The following is a 16093-nucleotide window of genomic DNA, read 5'->3' as shown; positions in this document are numbered from 1 at the left end:
AGACATCATGGCGAAACTGCTCTACGGCTTCAGCTGCTCGGTCGACGGCTTCATCGCCGGCCCGGGCGGCGACATGTCCTGGCTGACGCCGTACCTCGGCCCGGATCCGCTGGTCGACGAGCTGATCCCGGAGATCGGCGCGCTGCTCGTCGGCCGCCGGACCTACGGCGGCGACGATCCGCACCGGGGCACCGAAGGCGAGGGCAAGGCGTTCGGCGGCGGCTGGGAGGGACCGCAGTTCGTGCTCACCCACCGGCCCGCCGCGCCCGCGCCCGGCGTCACCTTCGTCGACAACCTTGTCGGCGCGGTCGCCGCGGCCAAGGAGGCAGCGGGCGAGAAGTACGTCAACGTCCTCGGCGCCGACGTCGCGCGGCAGTGCCTCGACGCCGGCGTGCTCGACGAGATCCTCGCGATGCCCGTCCCGGTGCTGCTCGGGGACGGCGTGCGGATGTTCGACCGCCCCGGCGGCAAGCCCGTCGGGCTCGAGCCGCTGCGGCCGAACTGGTACCGCGTGGTCTAGGGGCGCATCCCGAAGGACGGGCGGCCCAGCAGCTTCGGCAGCACCGCGTAGGCGTCCGGCACCCAGTCGCACAGCCGTGCGCGGGTTTCGCGCGGGTCGATGACGTCCTCGACCGAAAACCGCTCGGCGGTCCGGAACGGCGAGCGCACGGCGTCCAGGCGGGCGCGGATCTCCTCGATCCGCGCCTCCCGGTCGTCGGCCGCGTCCAGCTCCGCGCGGTACGCCGCCTCGATGCCGCCTTCGACCGGGAGGGAACCCCAGTCGCCCGAGGGCCAGGCCCAGCGGCGGACCAGGCGGTGCCGGTTGACCTGGCCGGCGCCGCCGACGCCGAACACGCGCCGGACGATCACTTCGGCCATCGGGACCCGCGCCTGGTAGACCGCCGTCACCGCGCGGGCGCCGTGCCGGATCGCGCCCGCGCGTTCGGCGGCCGCGCCGATCACCATGCCCGCCTGGTCGGTCAGCGACACCAGCGGCAGGTGGAACGTCTCGCAGAGGTCGACGAACCGCGTCATGACGTCGGCGCCCTCGGGTGTCAGCGTCGCGCCGCGGTACGGGTCGGTGGCGAGGACGCCGACCGGGTGCCCGTTCAGCCGCGCGAGTCCCGCGTAGGCCGGGCCGCCCGACACGGCGTAGTCGAACACCGAGCCTTCGTCGAAGACGCCGTCGAGCAGGGGCCGCAGCCGGTACGGGTGCCGACGGTTGCGCGGCACCAGGGAAAGCAACGCTTCGTCGCGGCGGTCAGCCGGATCCGCGGCGGACCCGACCGGCGGCAATGCGTCCACAGAGGACGGCAGGTACGACAGGAACTGCTTGGTGACGACGAACGCCTCGGCCTCGGACGCGACGATCCGGTCCACGGCGCCGCTGCGGCGGTGGACCGCCGCGCCGCCGAGCTCTTCCTTGGTGAGGTCCTCCCCCGTCGCGTGCTTGACCACCGGCGGCCCGGCGACGAACAGCTGCCCGGCGCCCTCGACCAGGACGTTCAGGTGCGACATCACCGCCCGCGCGGCGCCGAGCCCGGCGACCGGGCCCAGGCAGAGCGCCACCACCGGCACCGTCGAGAGGTTGTCCACCACGAGGTCCCAGCCCGGGTTGACCGGGACGTAGGTGAACCCGTGCTGCTCCAGCATCTTGACGCTGCCGCCGCCCCCGGTGCCTTCGATCAGCCGCACCAGCGGCAGGCCCAGCTCGTTCGCGAGCCGCTCGGCGTAGACCTGCTTCTCCATGATGGCAGCGTCGGCGGCGCCACCCCGGACGGTGAAGTCGTCGCCGCCGATCGCCACCCGGCGACCGTCGAGCTTCGCGGTGCCGAGCACGAAGTTGGCCGGGGTGAACGCGCCGTCCACGGTGGTGCCGGCGAGCGCGCCGATTTCGTCGAAGCTGCCGGGGTCGGCGAGCGCGGCGATGCGCGCGCGGACGGTCGAGCGCCCGGCCGCGTGCTGGCGGGCCACCTTCTCCGGCCCGCCCATCCGCTCGGCCAGCTCGCGCCGCCGCGCGATCTCGTCGACCTCCGGCTGCCAGCTCATTCGGCCTCGAGCGCCGCTTCGACCTTGCGCTGCAGCTTGTTCATCCCGCCGAGCCACCGGTCGGTCTCGGTCGCCCGTGCCGCGTAGTAGCCCGCGACCTCGGGGTGCGGCAGCACCAGGAACCGGTTCTCTTCGATGGCCGTGAACAGCGCGTCCGCGACCTGCTCGGGCTCGATCGCCGAAGCGCCCATCAGCAGCTGGCCCGCGGTGCCGGTGCTCTCCAGCATCGCCGTGCGCACGCCCTGCGGGCAGATGGCCTGCACGGTGATGCCGCGGTGGCGGTAGGTCGCCGAGAGGTACTCGGCGAACGCCAGCGCGCCGTGCTTGGTCACCGAATACGGCGCCGAGCCGAGGCTGGTCAGGAGGCCGGCCGCGGAGACCGTCGCGATGAAGTGGCCCTTGCCGCGCTCGAGCCACGCGGGCAGCAGCAGGTTGGCGGCGCGGACGTGCGCCATGACGTTGACTTCCCAGGTGCGCGCCCAGACGTCCTCGGGGCTCTCCGGGCCGCCGAACGGCGCGATGCCGGCGTTCGCGCAGAAGACGTCGATCTCGCCGAGGGTCTCGCGGGCGCTCTCGACCAGCTTCGCGACGCCTTCGGGGCTCGCGACGTCGCCGGCGAACGCCGTGCCCTTGACCTCGGCCGCGACCTCGGCGGCCTTGTCGCCGTCGAGGTCGGCGACGAGCACCTGGGCACCGTCGGCGGCGAAGCGGCGGGCCAGCGCGGCGCCGATCCCGCCGCCACCGCCCGTGACGACGACCCCGGTCACAGGCCACCGCCGAGGGTGACGCCGCCGTCGAGGACCATGGTCTGGCCGGTGATCCAGCCCGCGTCGTCGGACAGCAGGAACGCGACGGCGCCGGCGATGTCGGCCGGCACGCCGAGGCGCTTCATCGGGTAGGCCGCCGAGACCTCTTCTTCGCGGCCTTCGTAGAGCGCGGTGGCGAACTGCGTCTTGACGACGGCGGGCGCGACGGCGTTGACGCGGATCTTCGGCCCCAGCTCGGCGCCGAGCTCGACGGTGAGGCGGATCAGCGCGGCCTTGCTGACGCCGTACATGCCGATGCCGGGCGACGCGCCGAGGCCGGCGACGGAGGCGACGTTGACGACGGCGCCGCCGTGCTCGCCCATCCACGCGTCGCGGGCGCGCTTGGTCCAGCCGAGCGGCGCGAGGACGTTGACGCCGAGGATCTTCGCCGCGGCGGCGGGGTCGATGTCGAGGGTGGGCCCGTAGACCGGGTTGATGCCGGTGTTGTTGACCAGGTAGTCGAGCCGGCCGAAGGTTTCGATCGTCTTCGCGATCGCCTCGTCCTGGTGGTCGGTGTCGTCGGACTTGCCGGGCACGAACAGGGCGACGTCGGGCCCGCCGAGCTCGTTGACGGCCGCTTCGAGGGCCTCGGGCTTGCGCGCGGTGATGCACACCTTGGCCCCGCGCTCGACGAGCGTCTTCGCGATCCCGAGGCCGATGCCCCGGCTGGCCCCCGTGACGATCGCGACGCGATCCTTGAACGAGTTCACGGCAGTGTGTCTCCTTCGCTGTGGTGCCCGGCACATACCAAGCGGTCGGTCAGGTGCCCATTATGCGCGATGCCGCCATCCTCTCAAGCCGACGCTCATCACACCGCCCGGCGACCCAGCGTGTTCGGCGGTCACGCAGCGCCAGACCGCCGCGCTGTAACGCGTCACCGCGTGGCCGACGACTCCTGGGCCGGAAGACTCGGTCAGGAGGAACACCATGACGGTCGGTGCCGGCACGAGGCGGAACCAGAACTGCTGGCGGTGCCGGGAGATCAACCTGCCGGGCGACGGGTTTTGCCAGCGGTGCGGTGCTTCGCTGGTGACCCGGGACAACACGACGCGCTACCTGTGCGCCGCCGCGCAGATCAGCGAAGACTACGCGAACGCCGCGATGCGGGAATTCCTCGTCGAACCCCTGCGCTCGATTCCACCCGCTCCCGGGGTGGACAACGCCTCGGTGCTGCGGGAGGCGGTCGCGTCGCGGGCGCGGCGGCGCATCCGCGACGCCGCGCTGCTGGTGCTCGTGCTGGTGTTCCTGTTCGTCGACCCGTCGCTCCTGGTGTTCTGGGTGGTCACCGCCGTCGTGCTGGCCGTGCTGCCGTGGCGGTTCCGGGTGCGCCGGGCCGGTGACTACGTCGTCGCGGTCGGGTTGCTGGCCGCCGCCGCGATCGTCATGGGCGCCGACGTCGCCGGCGGCTTCGGGGAGCTGTCCGGGAGTGCCTCGGGCCTGCCGTACTCGATTTCCCCGCCCGCGGCCGAGGACAGCGTCGTCCGCACCGTGGTGCTCACGATCCTGCTGACCGTGCTCATCGCCGGCGTCCTGCTCGCCGACCGGCTGGTCGTGCGGTTCCTGGTGTTCGGGCGGTTCCGCCGCGGCACCTTCGTCGCGGACGGGCGCGCCAGTGCCTCCGAATGGGAACGGCGGCTGCGCGGGCTGGGGCTCGACGCCTTCGACCAGCCGCTGGAGCGGGTGGTGGCGGCCGAGGAGGGCGGCGCGGGTCACGAGGACAGCGCGGACGTCGTGGTGCACCGCGGGTTCTCGCCGTTCGTGGGCGCGGGGATTCCGGTGCACCGGCAGGTGATCACGCTGCCGCTCGACTCGTCGGACGACGGCGCCGTGCCGCGGGGCATCAGCGTCACGGAGCTGCAGCAGCACGTCGGCGCGGCGATCGAGCAGCTCAAGGAAACGTCGTCGCTGGGGCCCGGCCGCCGCTTGGAGCACCTGACCCACCGCGAGCAGGTCCTGGTGCCCGCGGACCGGCTCGTCGTCGACCACCGGTCGGTGCCCGAGGTCCTCGCCGGCCTCGACCGGCCACCGGCCCGCCGGCTGCCGCTCGAGCGCGCGCGGGCCCTGGCCGACAGCGTGGTGGAATGGGCGCGCTACTACCGGTGCTACCGCGTCGAGTCCTGGGACCGCGACCTGACCACGTCGTGCTACCTGCACGCCGGGACCGACCAGCGGATGCTGTACCTGGAGTGGCAGTTCCTCGCGCTGCTGCCGATCGACCCGGAGTTCCGCGCGATCGACCGGCACCCGTCGACGGCGCGGCTGCTGGGCCACACCCTGGTGGACCTGTGGCTCCTGCCGGCGACGATGTGCCACCGCGCGGCCTCCGTGGTCCGGCCGTTCAAACCGCTGCGCCAGGACCACGACGAGGTCGTCCCGGCCAAGTACGGCGCCGATCGCAGCCTGCGCGAGCTGGCCCAGGCGGACCGGGTGCAGAGCTACTTCCAGGACGTCGACGCCGAACGGTACGTGAAGATCCTGGACGCGACGCTGTTCCGCGCGGTCGGGCAGTACCTGCAGGACCGCGGCTACTCCGTGGTCGAGTTCATGAAACTGGCCGACCCGGTCGTCAACAGCTACGACATGCGCGGCAGCACGTTCGTCGACTCCGCGGTCGGCACGAACAGCAAGGTGACGAACTCCGGTACGGCGAAGGGAAAGCAGACCCATGGGTGACCGGTTCGACCTCCGGGACGCGACCATCTCCGGCAGCGCCTTCGGCACGGGCGCCACCGTCCACAACGACTCCGCGGCGGCCGCGTCGGTGCCGGACCTGATCGCGGCGCTCACGCGCTCGCGGGAGGCGATCGCCGATTCGGCGGCCGAGCACGACCGCGCGGAAGTGCTCGAAGCACTCGGGAGAATCGAAGCGGAACTGCGGAGCGACACCCCCCGCGGCGCGGTCGTCAGCTCCCGCTGGAAGACGGTCACCACCCTGCTCGGCACCCTGACCGAACCCGCGGTCAAGGTCGCCGACCTGGTGGCCAGGCTGTTCGGCTAGCGGGGCTTGGAGTTGCCCGCGGGGCCGCCGGTGTGGGTCAGGCGGCTCGCGTGGCAGTCCTCGCGGGCGAAGTTCTGTTCGTCGCACCAGGTGTTGGCCGCGTCGGCCGTCGGGAAGGCGGTCGCCGCCAGGGTGACCCAGAAGTCCTTCTTCGAAAAGTTCGCGTAGTCGCTCGAATTGACCAGGACGGCGCCGGGGAAGCGGGCGCGCAGGCTCTGGAAGTCGGCCACGATCGCCGGGTAGTCGTAGGTCACGGTGCCGACGACGAGACCGGGACGCTTCGAGGAAAGCTGCGGAACCCACTGCCCGACAAGGCTTTCGGCCACCGCGTGGTCTTCGGCGGTCTGCCGGCGGAGGTCCGCTTCGGTGGCCGGTGCCGCGACCGCTCCGGCCGGCGCGCTCGGCGACGACCGCGCCGTGGTCGTGGCGGCGGTCGCGGGGACGGTGGCCGGGACGACGGTGGCCGGCGGCGCGGCGTCCGTCCCGCGGGTCAGGGCGAAGATCGTCGCGCCGCCGGCGACCACGACCACGGCCGTGGCGGCCACCACGATGGCCGCCGTGGGCCGCGGTCCCGTCCGCGCGGCGGCGTGGCGTTCCGCTCTCGGTGCGGGGGCGGGCCCGGCGACCGGAGTGCCGCACGAGCCGCAGAACCTGGCCTGGGGACCGAGTTCCCGGCCGCACGTCGAGCAGGGTTTCATGCCCCGTAGTCCCCGCGCGGCCACGAGGTGTTACACCGCCCGCCGCGGAAAACCGCGCGGCGGTAACGGTTTCGGTGGCTGCCGCGACCCATCGGGTGTCTGGCTCCCGGGCCCGCCGGAGGATTCCCATGCGCACTCGCGACTCGGCCGACGACCTGCAGGTCCACGCCATCGCCGGCTCCTACGCCGTGCTGCTCGGCATCGACCTCGCCCAGGAGGCCACGCCGGGCCTCCTGGGGTTCGCGATCGAACGGTCCGACCCGGCGAAGAACGAACACCACTGGCTGCGCGGCATGAAGGTCTTCGAAGAGACCTCGCACGGCATCCCGCCGGGCCGGTCGGTCAGCCTGCGCGACCACCCGCTGCAGTCGTTCCAGTGGGGCGACTACACCACCGAGCCCGGCCACGAGTACACCTACCGCGTCGTGGCCCTCTACGGAGAACCGAAGAACCTCGAGATCCGCCACGAGGTGACCACCACCGTGACGACGGAACCGGTCGACACCGGCACCCACGCCGTCCACTTCAACCGCGGCGTGGCCGCCAGCCAGGCCTATGCGCAGCGGTTCGGCCGCCCCCCGCGCAAGGACGACCGCAGCGACCCCGCCTACGACTGGCTGGCCCGCGGGCTCGACCGGGCGCTGCTGACGTTCATCGGCTCCGCCACGGGGCCCGGGTTCGCGCTGCGCGGGTCGGTCTACGAGTTCTCCTACCCGCTGGTCCTCGCCGCGCTGAAGGCCGCCGCGGACCGCGGCGTCGACGTGAAGATCGTCTACGACCGGCGCGGGAAGGCGAGCACGGACCCGAACCGCCGCCAGGTCTGGCAGGAGTCCGAACCGGCCATCGAGGCCGCCGGCCTCGGACCGAACATGATCCCCCGCACGACCAACAGCGCCATCTCGCACAACAAGTTCCTCGTCCTGCTGCACGAAGACGAGCCGCAGGCCGTGTGGACCGGGTCGACGAACATCACCTGGGGCGGGCTGTTCGGCCAGTCCAACGTCGGGCACCTCGTCCGCGACCCGGCCATCGCCGCCCGGTACCTCGACTTCTGGACCCGCCTGGCCGCCGACCCGGACTACGCGCGGATCCGCCCCGGCAACACCGACGCCACGCCGACGCCGAGCAGCCCGCCGCCGGCCGGCATCTCCCCCGTGTTCAGCCCGCGCACCACGCTCGACCTGATCGACTGGTACGCCGCGCAGGCCAAGAGCGCGCAGCGGTCGTTCTTCATGACCGCCGCGTTCGGCGTCCACGACCGGATCGCCGAGGCGATCGGGACGGAGTCGGACGTCCTGCGCTACCTCGTCCTCGAGCAGCCGCCCGACAGCGGCGACGTCGCGTTCACCCGCGACCACGACGTCAAGGTCGCCGTCGGTTCGCTGCTGAGCTCGGACATCCTCGACCGCTGGACGAAGGAGCAGCTGACCGGGCTCAACGTCAACGTCCGCTACACCCACACGAAGTTCATGCTCGTCGACCCGCTGGGCGACACCCCGCTGGTCATCACCGGGTCCGGCAACTTCAGCGACGCCTCGGTGCACGAAAACGACGAGAACATGCTGATGATCCAGGGGGACACCCGCGTCGCGGACATCTACCTCGGCGAGTTCATGCGGCTGTTCAACCACTTCTACTTCCGCTACCTCCACCAGAAGCTGCGGAGTGCGGACGACGACAAGACCGTCTACCTGGTCCCTGACGACTCGTGGGTCCACCGCTACTACGACCCGGCCACGCCCAGCTTCCGGCAGCGGCTGCTGTTCCGCTGAGCCGCGGGACTCACCTTCGATTGGCGCAGGCGATGCAGATCCGCGTCGCCGGGAGGGCGGTGAGCCGGTCTTCGGCGATCGGGCCGCCGCAGCGTTCGCAGACCTCGTAGACGCCGGCGCGCACCCGCTCGGCGGCCTTCGCGAGGGCTGCCAGCTCGTCCTGGGCCTGCCGCAGCAGGGCCTGGACCTGCTCCCGTTCGAAGGCGATGGTGGCGCCTTCCGGGTCGTGCTCGTCGTCGGCGCTGCTGAACTCCGACGCCGCCACGATCTCGGCCCGTTGCCGGGCCAGCGCCGTGGCCAGCCGCGTGGTTTCGGCCCGGGCGTTCTCGATCAGCTCGGTCGCGCTGCGTTCGTCCATGTCCGTTCCGTTCAGGCCGGCGGGGTGAAGCGGCCGTCGACGGCGGTCCAGCCCCCGTCGACCATCATCGTCGACCCCGTGACGAAGCTGGCCGCCTCCGAAGCCAGGTAGACCACCGCGCCGGCCAGTTCCGACGGCCGGGACCACCGGCCGAGGGCGCTCTTCGCCGCGTAGGCCTCGTACCAGTCCGGGTTCGCCTTGATCTGGCTCGTCAGCGGGGTTTCCACCACGCCCGGCGCGATCGCGTTGATCCGCACCCCGGCCGGGCCGAACTCGGCCGCCGCCGTCTTCACCAGCTGGATCACCCCTGCCTTCGTCGCGGCGTAGACCGACTGGCCCGGTTCCACGACCTGGGCCCGGACCGACGAGAACACCACGATGCTCCCGCTCCCCCGCGCGACCATCCGGCGTCCGAACGCCTGCAGGACCGTGAAAGTCGCCTTCAGGTTCAGCGCGACGACCCGGTCGAACTCCTCTCCAGTGTAGTCCAGCAGCCGCTTGCGGACGTTCGTCGCCGCCGTCAGCACCAGGACGTCGACCGGGCCGGCGCTCTCCGCGGCGCGCGCGACCGCGTCGGCGTCGGTGATGTCGAGCTCCAGTGCGTCGTCGGCGGTGGCTTTCGCGGCCTCGGCGTCCTTGTCCGCGCACAGCACCTGCGCGCCGTGGGCCGAGAGCGCCCGGGCCGATTCGCGGCCGATGCCGCCCGCGCCGATGACCAGCGCGCGCTTGCCGTCGAGCCGGAACAGCTTCTCGTAGGTCATGGGATCGCTCATTCCGGCCGGATGACGGCCATGCGGGTGACGGTCAGTTCCTCGATCGCGAACCGCGGGCCCTCCCGGCCGATGCCGGAGTCCTTCACGCCGCCGTAGGGCATGATGTCCGACCGGAACCCCGGCACCTCGTTGATCACGACCCCGCCCACCTCGAGCTCCTCGATCGCGCGGAACGCGGTGGCGAGCGACTTCGTGTAGACGCTGGCGTGCAGGCCGTAGCGCGAGCGGTTCACCATGTCCAAGGCCGCCGGCAGGTCCGGGACCGAGCGGATGGCCACGACCGGCGCGAAGATCTCCTCGCACCACGCCTCGGCCGTCTCCGGCACGTCGAGCAGCAGGGTCGGCTCGATCGTGCGGTCGACGACGCGGCCACCGTGCAGGAGCTTCGCCCCGGCGGCTTCGGCCTTCCCGATCCAGTCGAGGACCCGGCGGGTCGACGCTTCGTTGATCAGCGGCGCGACGCGCGTCCCGGCCGAACGCGGATCGCCGACCGTGAGCTCGCCGATCCGTGCCGTCAGCTTCCCGACGAACTCCTCGCGCACCGGCTCGCACACGATGACGCGCTGCACCGCGATGCACGCCTGGCCGTTGAAGTAGAAGCCGCCGCGCAGGACGGCGTCGGCGGCCTTGTCGAGGTCGGCGTCGGTGTCGACCACGAGGGCGGCGTTGGACCCCAGCTCCAGCACCACCTTCCGCGGCGCCGCGTCCCGCGCGATCCGGTGCCCGACGGCGGCCGAGCCGGTGAAGGACACCGCGGCCACCCGCGGGTCGGTGACCAGGAGCCGGCCGACCTCGGCGTCGCCGGTCACCACCTGCACGATCTCCGGCGGGGCGCCGTGCCGCTCGGCGGCCTGGCGGACGAGGTCGGCGAGCCACAGGGTGGCGAGCGGCGTGGCGGGCGCGGGCTTGCAGATCACCGGGCAGCCGGCCGCGATGGTCGGGGCGATCTTGTGCGAGGCCAGCAGGAGCGGGCCGTTGAAGCCGGCCACGCCGACGACGAGCCCGATCGGCTTGCGCGTCCAGAACCCGATCAGTCCGGCGCCGGATTCCTGGACGTCCAGCGGCACGGTCTCCCCGTGCAGCTGCGCGACCTGCTCGGCCGACGCCGACCAGGTGAACAGGGTGCGGTCGAACTCCACCGTGCAGTCCGTGCGGGTCTTGCCGGTCTCGGCGATCAGCAGCTCGACGAACTGCTCGCGGTGCGCGCGCAGGCTCGCCTCGACGTCGAGCAGGACGGCCCGCCGCACGGCCGACGAGAGCTTCCCGACCGCCTTCACGACGGCCGCTCCGGCGTCGAGTGCGGCTCGCGCGTGCTCGGCGGTGCCCACCGGCGCCTCGGCGACGACCGAGCCGTCGTAGGGGAACACGACCGGTTCCGTCCGGGTGCCGGTGACCCAGCCCGGCCCGATCGGCAGGCCGGCCCGGAACGCGGGAACGGCGAACGCCGGATGCGATCCCATCAGCGACTTCTCCTCCACGACGACGGTGTCCTGGGTACGGCCAGCGGCGCCGCAAGGGTGCTCCGGCGTCTGCTGGTCCGACCAGCTCTGACCAGGGTCAGGATGCCTCTACCAGCGACATCGGTCAAGTGCGACCACTTGACGCAGGTCACAAAGTGCGTCAAGGTGCCCTGTATCCAATCCGCGAAAACCCGAGAAGGGATGTCGGATGGCGGCACGCATCCCCCTCGTCGACGAGGTGACCGCGATGCTCCGGGAGCGCATCTACGCGCAGCGCTACCCGCCCGGGGCGTGGCTGCGGCAGGAGCAGCTGTCCGCGGAGCTCGGCGTCAGCCGGACCCCGCTGCGCGAAGCCCTGCGGGTCCTCGAACAGGAGGGCCTGGTCCAGGTCGTCGCCGGACGGGGCGCGCGGGTCGTCACCGGCGACGTCGAGACGCTGCTGGCCGCGTACGAGCTGCGCGCGGTCGTCGACGGCCTGGCCGCGCGACTCGCCGCGGAGCGCTCCCCCGGCGAACGCGTGCGGTCCCTGCGGCGGGCGATCGACGTCCAGCGAGCGGCCGTCGCTCCCTGGGCCGCCCGCGACTACAGCCAGTCCAATGTGGACTTCCACGAGGAGATCACCCACCTGTCCGGCAACGACTTCGTCATCGGGCAGCTGCCGATCCTCCGGATGACCGCGCAGGTGTTCGCGCCCGTGGCGCTGATCCGCCCGGACAGTGCGCTGCGGGCGATCACCGAGCACACGGCGATCACCGACGCCATCGAAGCCGGCGACGGGCCCGGCGCCGAACGCCTGGCGCGCGCCCACATCGAAGCCACCATCCGCCAGCTGAAGGAGAACGCGAAGCAGGCGAAGGGCGAAGGCGTGTCCTGACCGGGCACCCGAAGCCGCGACACAAAGGAGTGATCCGCCGCCATGTCCCCCTACTACGTCGCTTCCGACATCGGAGGCACCTTCACCGACACGGTCGTCATCGACTCCGCGGGCTCGGTCGGCCGGTACAAGTCCTCGACCGTCCCGGACAACCCCGCCCAGGGCGTGCTGGACACGCTGGTCCTCGCCGCCGAAGAACGCGGCACCCCGCTGGCGGACTTCCTCGCCGGCGTCGAGGTGTTCGCGCACGGCACGACCGTCGCCACCAACGCGATGCTCGAAGGCCGCAACCGGCGGGTCGGGCTGATCCAGACCCGCGGCTTCGGCGACACCCTGACCGTGATGCGCGGCTTCAAGGGCATCGGGCTCGAGGAAGAAGCCATCAAGCGCTTCCGGACGCTGGTCAAGCAGCCGGCGGCGGTGCCGCGGCAGCTGACCGCCGAGGTCACCGAGCGCGTCGACTACGCGGGCCGGGTGGTGTGCCCGCTCGACGAGGACGACGTCCGGCGCGCGGTCGCGGAGCTTCGGGACGCCGGGGCCGAGGTGTTCGCCGTGTCCCTGCTGTGGTCGTTCGCCAACGACACCCACGAGCGGCGCGTCGCGGAGCTGATCGAGGAGGTCGTCCCCGGTGCTTCGGTGACGCTGTCGTCGGAGTTCCTGCCGCGCATCGGGGAGTACGAACGGACCCTGACCACCGCGGTCAACGCCAGCCTGCGGCCGGTCCTCAAGACGTCGCTGGACTCGTTCGAGAACACGTTGACCAAGGCGGGCCTGAAGTCCGGGCCGCTGCTGATGCAGTCCAACGGCGGGCTGGCCACCTTCGCCGAGGTCGAGAAGCGCGCCGCGGCCACGGTCCTGTCCGGCCCGGTCGGCGGTGTCGTCGCGTCGCAGTTCCTGGGCGCCCGCAACGGGTACCGCACCATCGTCACCACCGACATGGGTGGCACCAGCTTCGACGTCGGCCTGGTCCTCGACGGCCGGCCCGTGATGTCGAACAAGACCCTCATCGGCCGCGACGAGCTGGCCCTGCCCTCGGTCGCCGTCCGCGCGATCGGCGCGGGCGCCGGATCCATCGCGTCCGTGCGGGGCGGCGTCCTGCAGGTCGGGCCCGCGTCGGCCGGCGCGCGGCCCGGCCCGGCGTGCTACGGCCGCGGCGGCACCCGGCCCACCGTCGCCGACGCCGACCTCGTGCTCGGCTACCTCAACCCGGGCAACTTCCTCGGCGGCCGCCTGACCCTCGACGTCGAGAAGGCCCGCGCGGCCATCGACGAGCACGTCGCCACGCCGAGCGGGCTGAGCGTCGAGGAGGCGGCCGAAGGCATCAAGACGATCGTCGACGCGCGGATGGCCGACCTCGTCCGGCAGGTCACCGTCGAGCAGGGCTACGACCCCACGGACTTCGCGGTGTTCGCCTACGGCGGCGCCGGGCCGCTGCACGCGTTCTCCTACGGCGCCGAGCTCGGCTGCCCGCAGATCGTCGTCCCGATCACCGCGTCGGTGCACTCGGCCTTCGGGATCGGCTGCTCGGACCTGACCATGGTCGAAGAGCTGTCCAAGCCGATGCAGACCCCGCCCGGCACGACCGACCACGCCTCGGCGCTGCCGCCGGACGAGCTGAACGCCACGTTCGACGAGCTCGCCGCGCGCGCCCGCCGCGACCTCGTGGCCGCGGGCGCCGCCGAGAGCGGGATCTCCTACGGCAAGTTCGTGGAGATCCGGTTCCGCGCCCAGATCCACGTGCTCACCGTGCCGATCGACGCCGAGCGGATCACCGCCGCCGACGTCAACGCGATGGTGGACCGGTTCGTCGAGGTCTACGAGGGCCGCTTCGGCAAGGGCGCCGCGTTCCTCGAAGGCGGCGTCGAGATCACGACGTTCCGCGTCGTCGCCACGAGCCCGGTGCCCCGCGCGGAGTTCGACACCGGCGCGCTCGCCGCCCAGGACGCCCCCGAGCCGGGCACCCGCCCGGTCTTCTCCGGCGGCGAATGGCGTGACGCCACGGTTCTCCGCACCGAGCACCTGCGTGACGGCCTCCGCATCGAAGGGCTCGCGATCGTCGAGCTGCGGGACACGACCGTCGTCGTCGGCCCGGGCCAGGACGCCGAAGTCGACGCGTTCGGCGACATCGTCATCCAGAACCGCTGAGGCGGAAGGGACAAGCGCATGACCACCACCGTCGATCCGGTCACCTACGAGGTCATCCGGCACAAGCTCTGGTCGATCAACTCCGAGGGCGCCACCACCGTCGAGCACGTCTCGGGCTCGCCGGTCGTGCACGCCACCGACTACAACTTCGGCATCTACACCGCGGCCGGCGAGATGGCGATCATCGGCACCTACCTGCTCACGCCCATCTACACCGGCGCGATGGCGATCGAGGTGTTCCTCGGCCGCTACGACGACATCGAGCCCGGGGACGTCTTCATCATCAACGACCCCTACCTGGCCGCGATGCACCAGAACGACGTCCAGTTCTGCAAGCCGGTGTTCCGCGACGGCGAGATCGTCGCCTGGCTCGGCTGCATGGCCCACCAGGTCGACCTCGGCGGCATGGACCCCGGCAGCTGGTGCACCACCGCCACCGACGTCTTCCAGGAGGGCATCCGGATCCCGCCGGGCCGGATCGTCCGCAAGGACGTGCTCAACCAGGAGCTGTGGGACACCATCGTCCTCAACTCGCGGATGCACGACACCGTCGCCAACGACTTCCGCGCGTTCCTCGCCGGGCTGCGCGTGGCCGAGCAGCGCTTCCACGAGCTGTGCGCCCGCTACGGCGCCGGCGCCGTCCGCGCGACGATGGAGAAGACCCTCGACAACTCCGAAGCGGACCTGCGGGCGATGCTGCGCGAACTGCCGGACGGGGTGTACGAGCACACGTCCTATTTGGACCGGCCCGACGGCGCCGAGGGCATCGAACTGCTGCAGGTGCCCTGCCGGCTGGAGAAGACCGGCGACCGGATCGTGTTCGACTTCTCCGCAGCCAGCCCGCAGTCCCCGGCCTACGGTATGACCACGCGCGGCGGGCTGCTGGGCGCGGTCGCGACGCTCATGCTGTGCACGTTCGGGTCCGACATCCCGTGGAACCACGGGCTGATGCGCCCGGTCGAAGTGACCGCGCCCGACGGGCTGTGCGTCACCGCGGTCGAACCGATGCCGGTCTCCGGCGGCGCGGCCGGCGCGAACTGGACGGCGACCTGCTCGGCGGGCGGCGCGATCGCGAAGATGCTGTCGTTCTCCGAGAAGTACGAAGGACACGCCTTCGGGCCCTCCGACGGGTCGTGGCAGCTCAACCAGTTCGGCGGCATCGACCAGCACGGCGAGCCGTTCGCGTCGATGTACATGGACTCCCTGCTGTGGGGCGGTCCGGCGTTCTCCTTCCGCGACGGGGTCGACGCCGGGGGCGCGATGGTGATCCTCGCCGGCGGCGCCACCGACGTCGAACAGCAGGAGATGCGGCACCCGCTGCTGTACCTGTGGCGGCGCACGGTCGCCGACTCCGGCGGCGCGGGCACCTACCGCGGCGGCAACGGCATCCAGTTCGCGCTGACCCCGATCGACACCACCGAGGTCACCGGCGTGCTCGGCACCCACGGCGTCGCGCTGCCGAACCGGACCGGGCTCTTCGGCGGCCTCCCCGGCTCGTGCGCCCGGTTCGAACGCGTCACCGGCGCCGATCCGCTCGCCCACCTCGGCGCCGGGAAGTCCGTCAGTGCCTTGCCGGAGCTGGACGGCGACCACCAGGTCCTGCCGGGCGTCGCGCCCGCCGCGCGGATCGCGCACGGCGACGTCTTCGAATGCACCGTGCAGAACGGCGGCGGCTACGGCGATCCGCTGCTGCGCGACCCTGCCAAGGTCGCCGCCGACGTCGCCGCCCGCACGGTCAGCGCGGAAGCCGCGGCCCGGCTCTACGGCGTCGCCCTCCGCGACGGCGAGGTCGACGCGGCGGAGACCGGCCGGCTGCGGACGCGCATCCGCGAGTCGCGGCGCGGCCGGATGACCGCTCCCCCGGCGTCGACGCTGAGCGCGGGCGAGCCGACGGGCATCTGGGGCGCCGCCCTCACCATCCACGGCGAGGTCGCGTCCTGCCGCCACTGCGGGACCGTCCTCGGCGAGCTGGCCGGCGGCTGGGAAGCCATCGCCGGCCGCGTCCCGCTCGGCGCCGACGACCTCGGCGCCCGCGTCGAGGTTCACCCGGACCTCTCGGCGGTCGCCTACGTCTGCCCGCACTGCGTGACTTCGCTGTGGGTGGACGTCGAGCCGGCGGCCGGGAAGACCTGGCGGGACTTCGCCCTGCAGTCCTGACCC

14 protein-coding genes are annotated in these 16093 nt (G+C 72.3%); 7 read left to right on the top strand and 7 right to left on the bottom strand.

The genetic code is table 11. The features are described 5' to 3' along the window. The first annotated feature begins 7 nt into the window (after nt 1-7). Entirely contained in the window at nt 8-520 is a 513-nt protein-coding gene (locus ACWEN0_RS21430; RefSeq protein WP_451975971.1) for a dihydrofolate reductase family protein, read from the top strand. Here ACWEN0_RS21430 and ACWEN0_RS21425 read toward each other — a convergent pair. Genes ACWEN0_RS21425 through ACWEN0_RS21415 form a run of 3 tightly spaced genes read right to left on the bottom strand, consistent with a single transcriptional unit; the run spans nt 517 to nt 3565 of the window. Further along, nucleotides 517-2049, bottom strand: a complete 1533-nt coding sequence (locus ACWEN0_RS21425; RefSeq protein WP_451975968.1) for an acyl-CoA carboxylase subunit beta — start codon at nt 2047-2049, stop codon at nt 517-519. The genes ACWEN0_RS21430 and ACWEN0_RS21425 overlap by 4 nt on opposite strands. After that, the gene (locus ACWEN0_RS21420; RefSeq protein WP_451975965.1) at nt 2046-2816 is read right to left on the bottom strand and encodes an SDR family NAD(P)-dependent oxidoreductase; all 771 of its coding nucleotides are present in this window, start codon (nt 2814-2816) and stop codon (nt 2046-2048) included. Before ACWEN0_RS21420 ends, ACWEN0_RS21425 begins: the two co-directional genes overlap by 4 nt. Beyond that, nucleotides 2813-3565, bottom strand: a complete 753-nt coding sequence (locus tag ACWEN0_RS21415) for an SDR family oxidoreductase (protein WP_451975962.1) — start codon at nt 3563-3565, stop codon at nt 2813-2815. The genes ACWEN0_RS21420 and ACWEN0_RS21415 overlap by 4 nt, the downstream gene beginning before the upstream one ends. A 217-nt stretch (nt 3566-3782) precedes the next feature. Here ACWEN0_RS21415 and ACWEN0_RS21410 point away from each other — a divergent pair, with 217 nt between their 5' ends. Together ACWEN0_RS21410 and ACWEN0_RS21405 are read left to right on the top strand one after the other, a co-directional pair. Beyond that, entirely contained in the window at nt 3783-5528 is a 1746-nt protein-coding gene (locus tag ACWEN0_RS21410; protein WP_451975959.1) for a hypothetical protein, read from the top strand. Then, on the top strand, nt 5521-5853 hold the full coding sequence (locus tag ACWEN0_RS21405; RefSeq protein WP_451975956.1) for a hypothetical protein: 333 nt from the start codon (nt 5521-5523) through the stop codon (nt 5851-5853). Before ACWEN0_RS21410 ends, ACWEN0_RS21405 begins: the two co-directional genes overlap by 8 nt. On the opposite strand, the gene ACWEN0_RS21400 is transcribed toward ACWEN0_RS21405, so the two are convergent. Then, nucleotides 5850-6401: a zinc ribbon domain-containing protein gene (locus ACWEN0_RS21400; RefSeq protein WP_451975953.1), complete on the bottom strand. Its 552-nt coding sequence runs from the start codon at nt 6399-6401 to the stop codon at nt 5850-5852. The genes ACWEN0_RS21405 and ACWEN0_RS21400 overlap by 4 nt on opposite strands. 278 nt (nt 6402-6679) lie before the next feature. On the opposite strand from ACWEN0_RS21400, the gene ACWEN0_RS21395 reads away from it, so the two are divergent. Continuing rightward, complete coding sequence (locus ACWEN0_RS21395) at nt 6680-8323, top strand: phospholipase D-like domain-containing protein (protein WP_451975951.1); 1644 nt, start codon at nt 6680-6682, stop codon at nt 8321-8323. Nucleotides 8324-8333: 10 nt separating this feature from the next. Here the strand turns inward: ACWEN0_RS21395 and ACWEN0_RS21390 are convergent, their stop codons facing one another. From ACWEN0_RS21390 to ACWEN0_RS21380, 3 genes are read right to left on the bottom strand one after another with little or no spacing between them, the layout of a single operon-like run. Then, entirely contained in the window at nt 8334-8681 is a 348-nt protein-coding gene (locus tag ACWEN0_RS21390) for a TraR/DksA family transcriptional regulator (RefSeq protein ID WP_451975949.1), read from the bottom strand. An 11-nt stretch (nt 8682-8692) separates the two neighbouring features. Next, nucleotides 8693-9442, bottom strand: a complete 750-nt coding sequence (locus ACWEN0_RS21385) for an SDR family NAD(P)-dependent oxidoreductase (RefSeq protein WP_451975947.1) — start codon at nt 9440-9442, stop codon at nt 8693-8695. An 8-nt stretch (nt 9443-9450) separates the two neighbouring features. After that, complete coding sequence (locus ACWEN0_RS21380) at nt 9451-10914, bottom strand: aldehyde dehydrogenase family protein (protein ID WP_451975945.1); 1464 nt, start codon at nt 10912-10914, stop codon at nt 9451-9453. 208 nt (nt 10915-11122) lie between these two features. Between ACWEN0_RS21380 and ACWEN0_RS21375 the strand changes: the two genes are divergently transcribed. From ACWEN0_RS21375 to ACWEN0_RS21365, 3 genes are read left to right on the top strand one after another with little or no spacing between them, the layout of a single operon-like run. After that, on the top strand, nt 11123-11788 hold the full coding sequence (locus ACWEN0_RS21375; RefSeq protein ID WP_451975943.1) for a GntR family transcriptional regulator: 666 nt from the start codon (nt 11123-11125) through the stop codon (nt 11786-11788). Nucleotides 11789-11830: 42 nt separating this feature from the next. Further along, complete coding sequence (locus ACWEN0_RS21370; RefSeq protein WP_451975942.1) at nt 11831-13933, top strand: hydantoinase/oxoprolinase family protein; 2103 nt, start codon at nt 11831-11833, stop codon at nt 13931-13933. A gap of 18 nt (nt 13934-13951) precedes the next feature. Continuing rightward, on the top strand, nt 13952-16090 hold the full coding sequence (locus ACWEN0_RS21365) for a hydantoinase B/oxoprolinase family protein (RefSeq protein WP_451975941.1): 2139 nt from the start codon (nt 13952-13954) through the stop codon (nt 16088-16090). Nucleotides 16091-16093: the final 3 nt, after the last annotated feature.

The sequence above is a fragment of the Amycolatopsis sp. NPDC004378 genome (genome assembly GCF_053602455.1).
The sequence above is the reverse complement of the archived record's forward strand: the minus strand, read 5'-3'. Positions and strand labels throughout refer to the sequence as shown.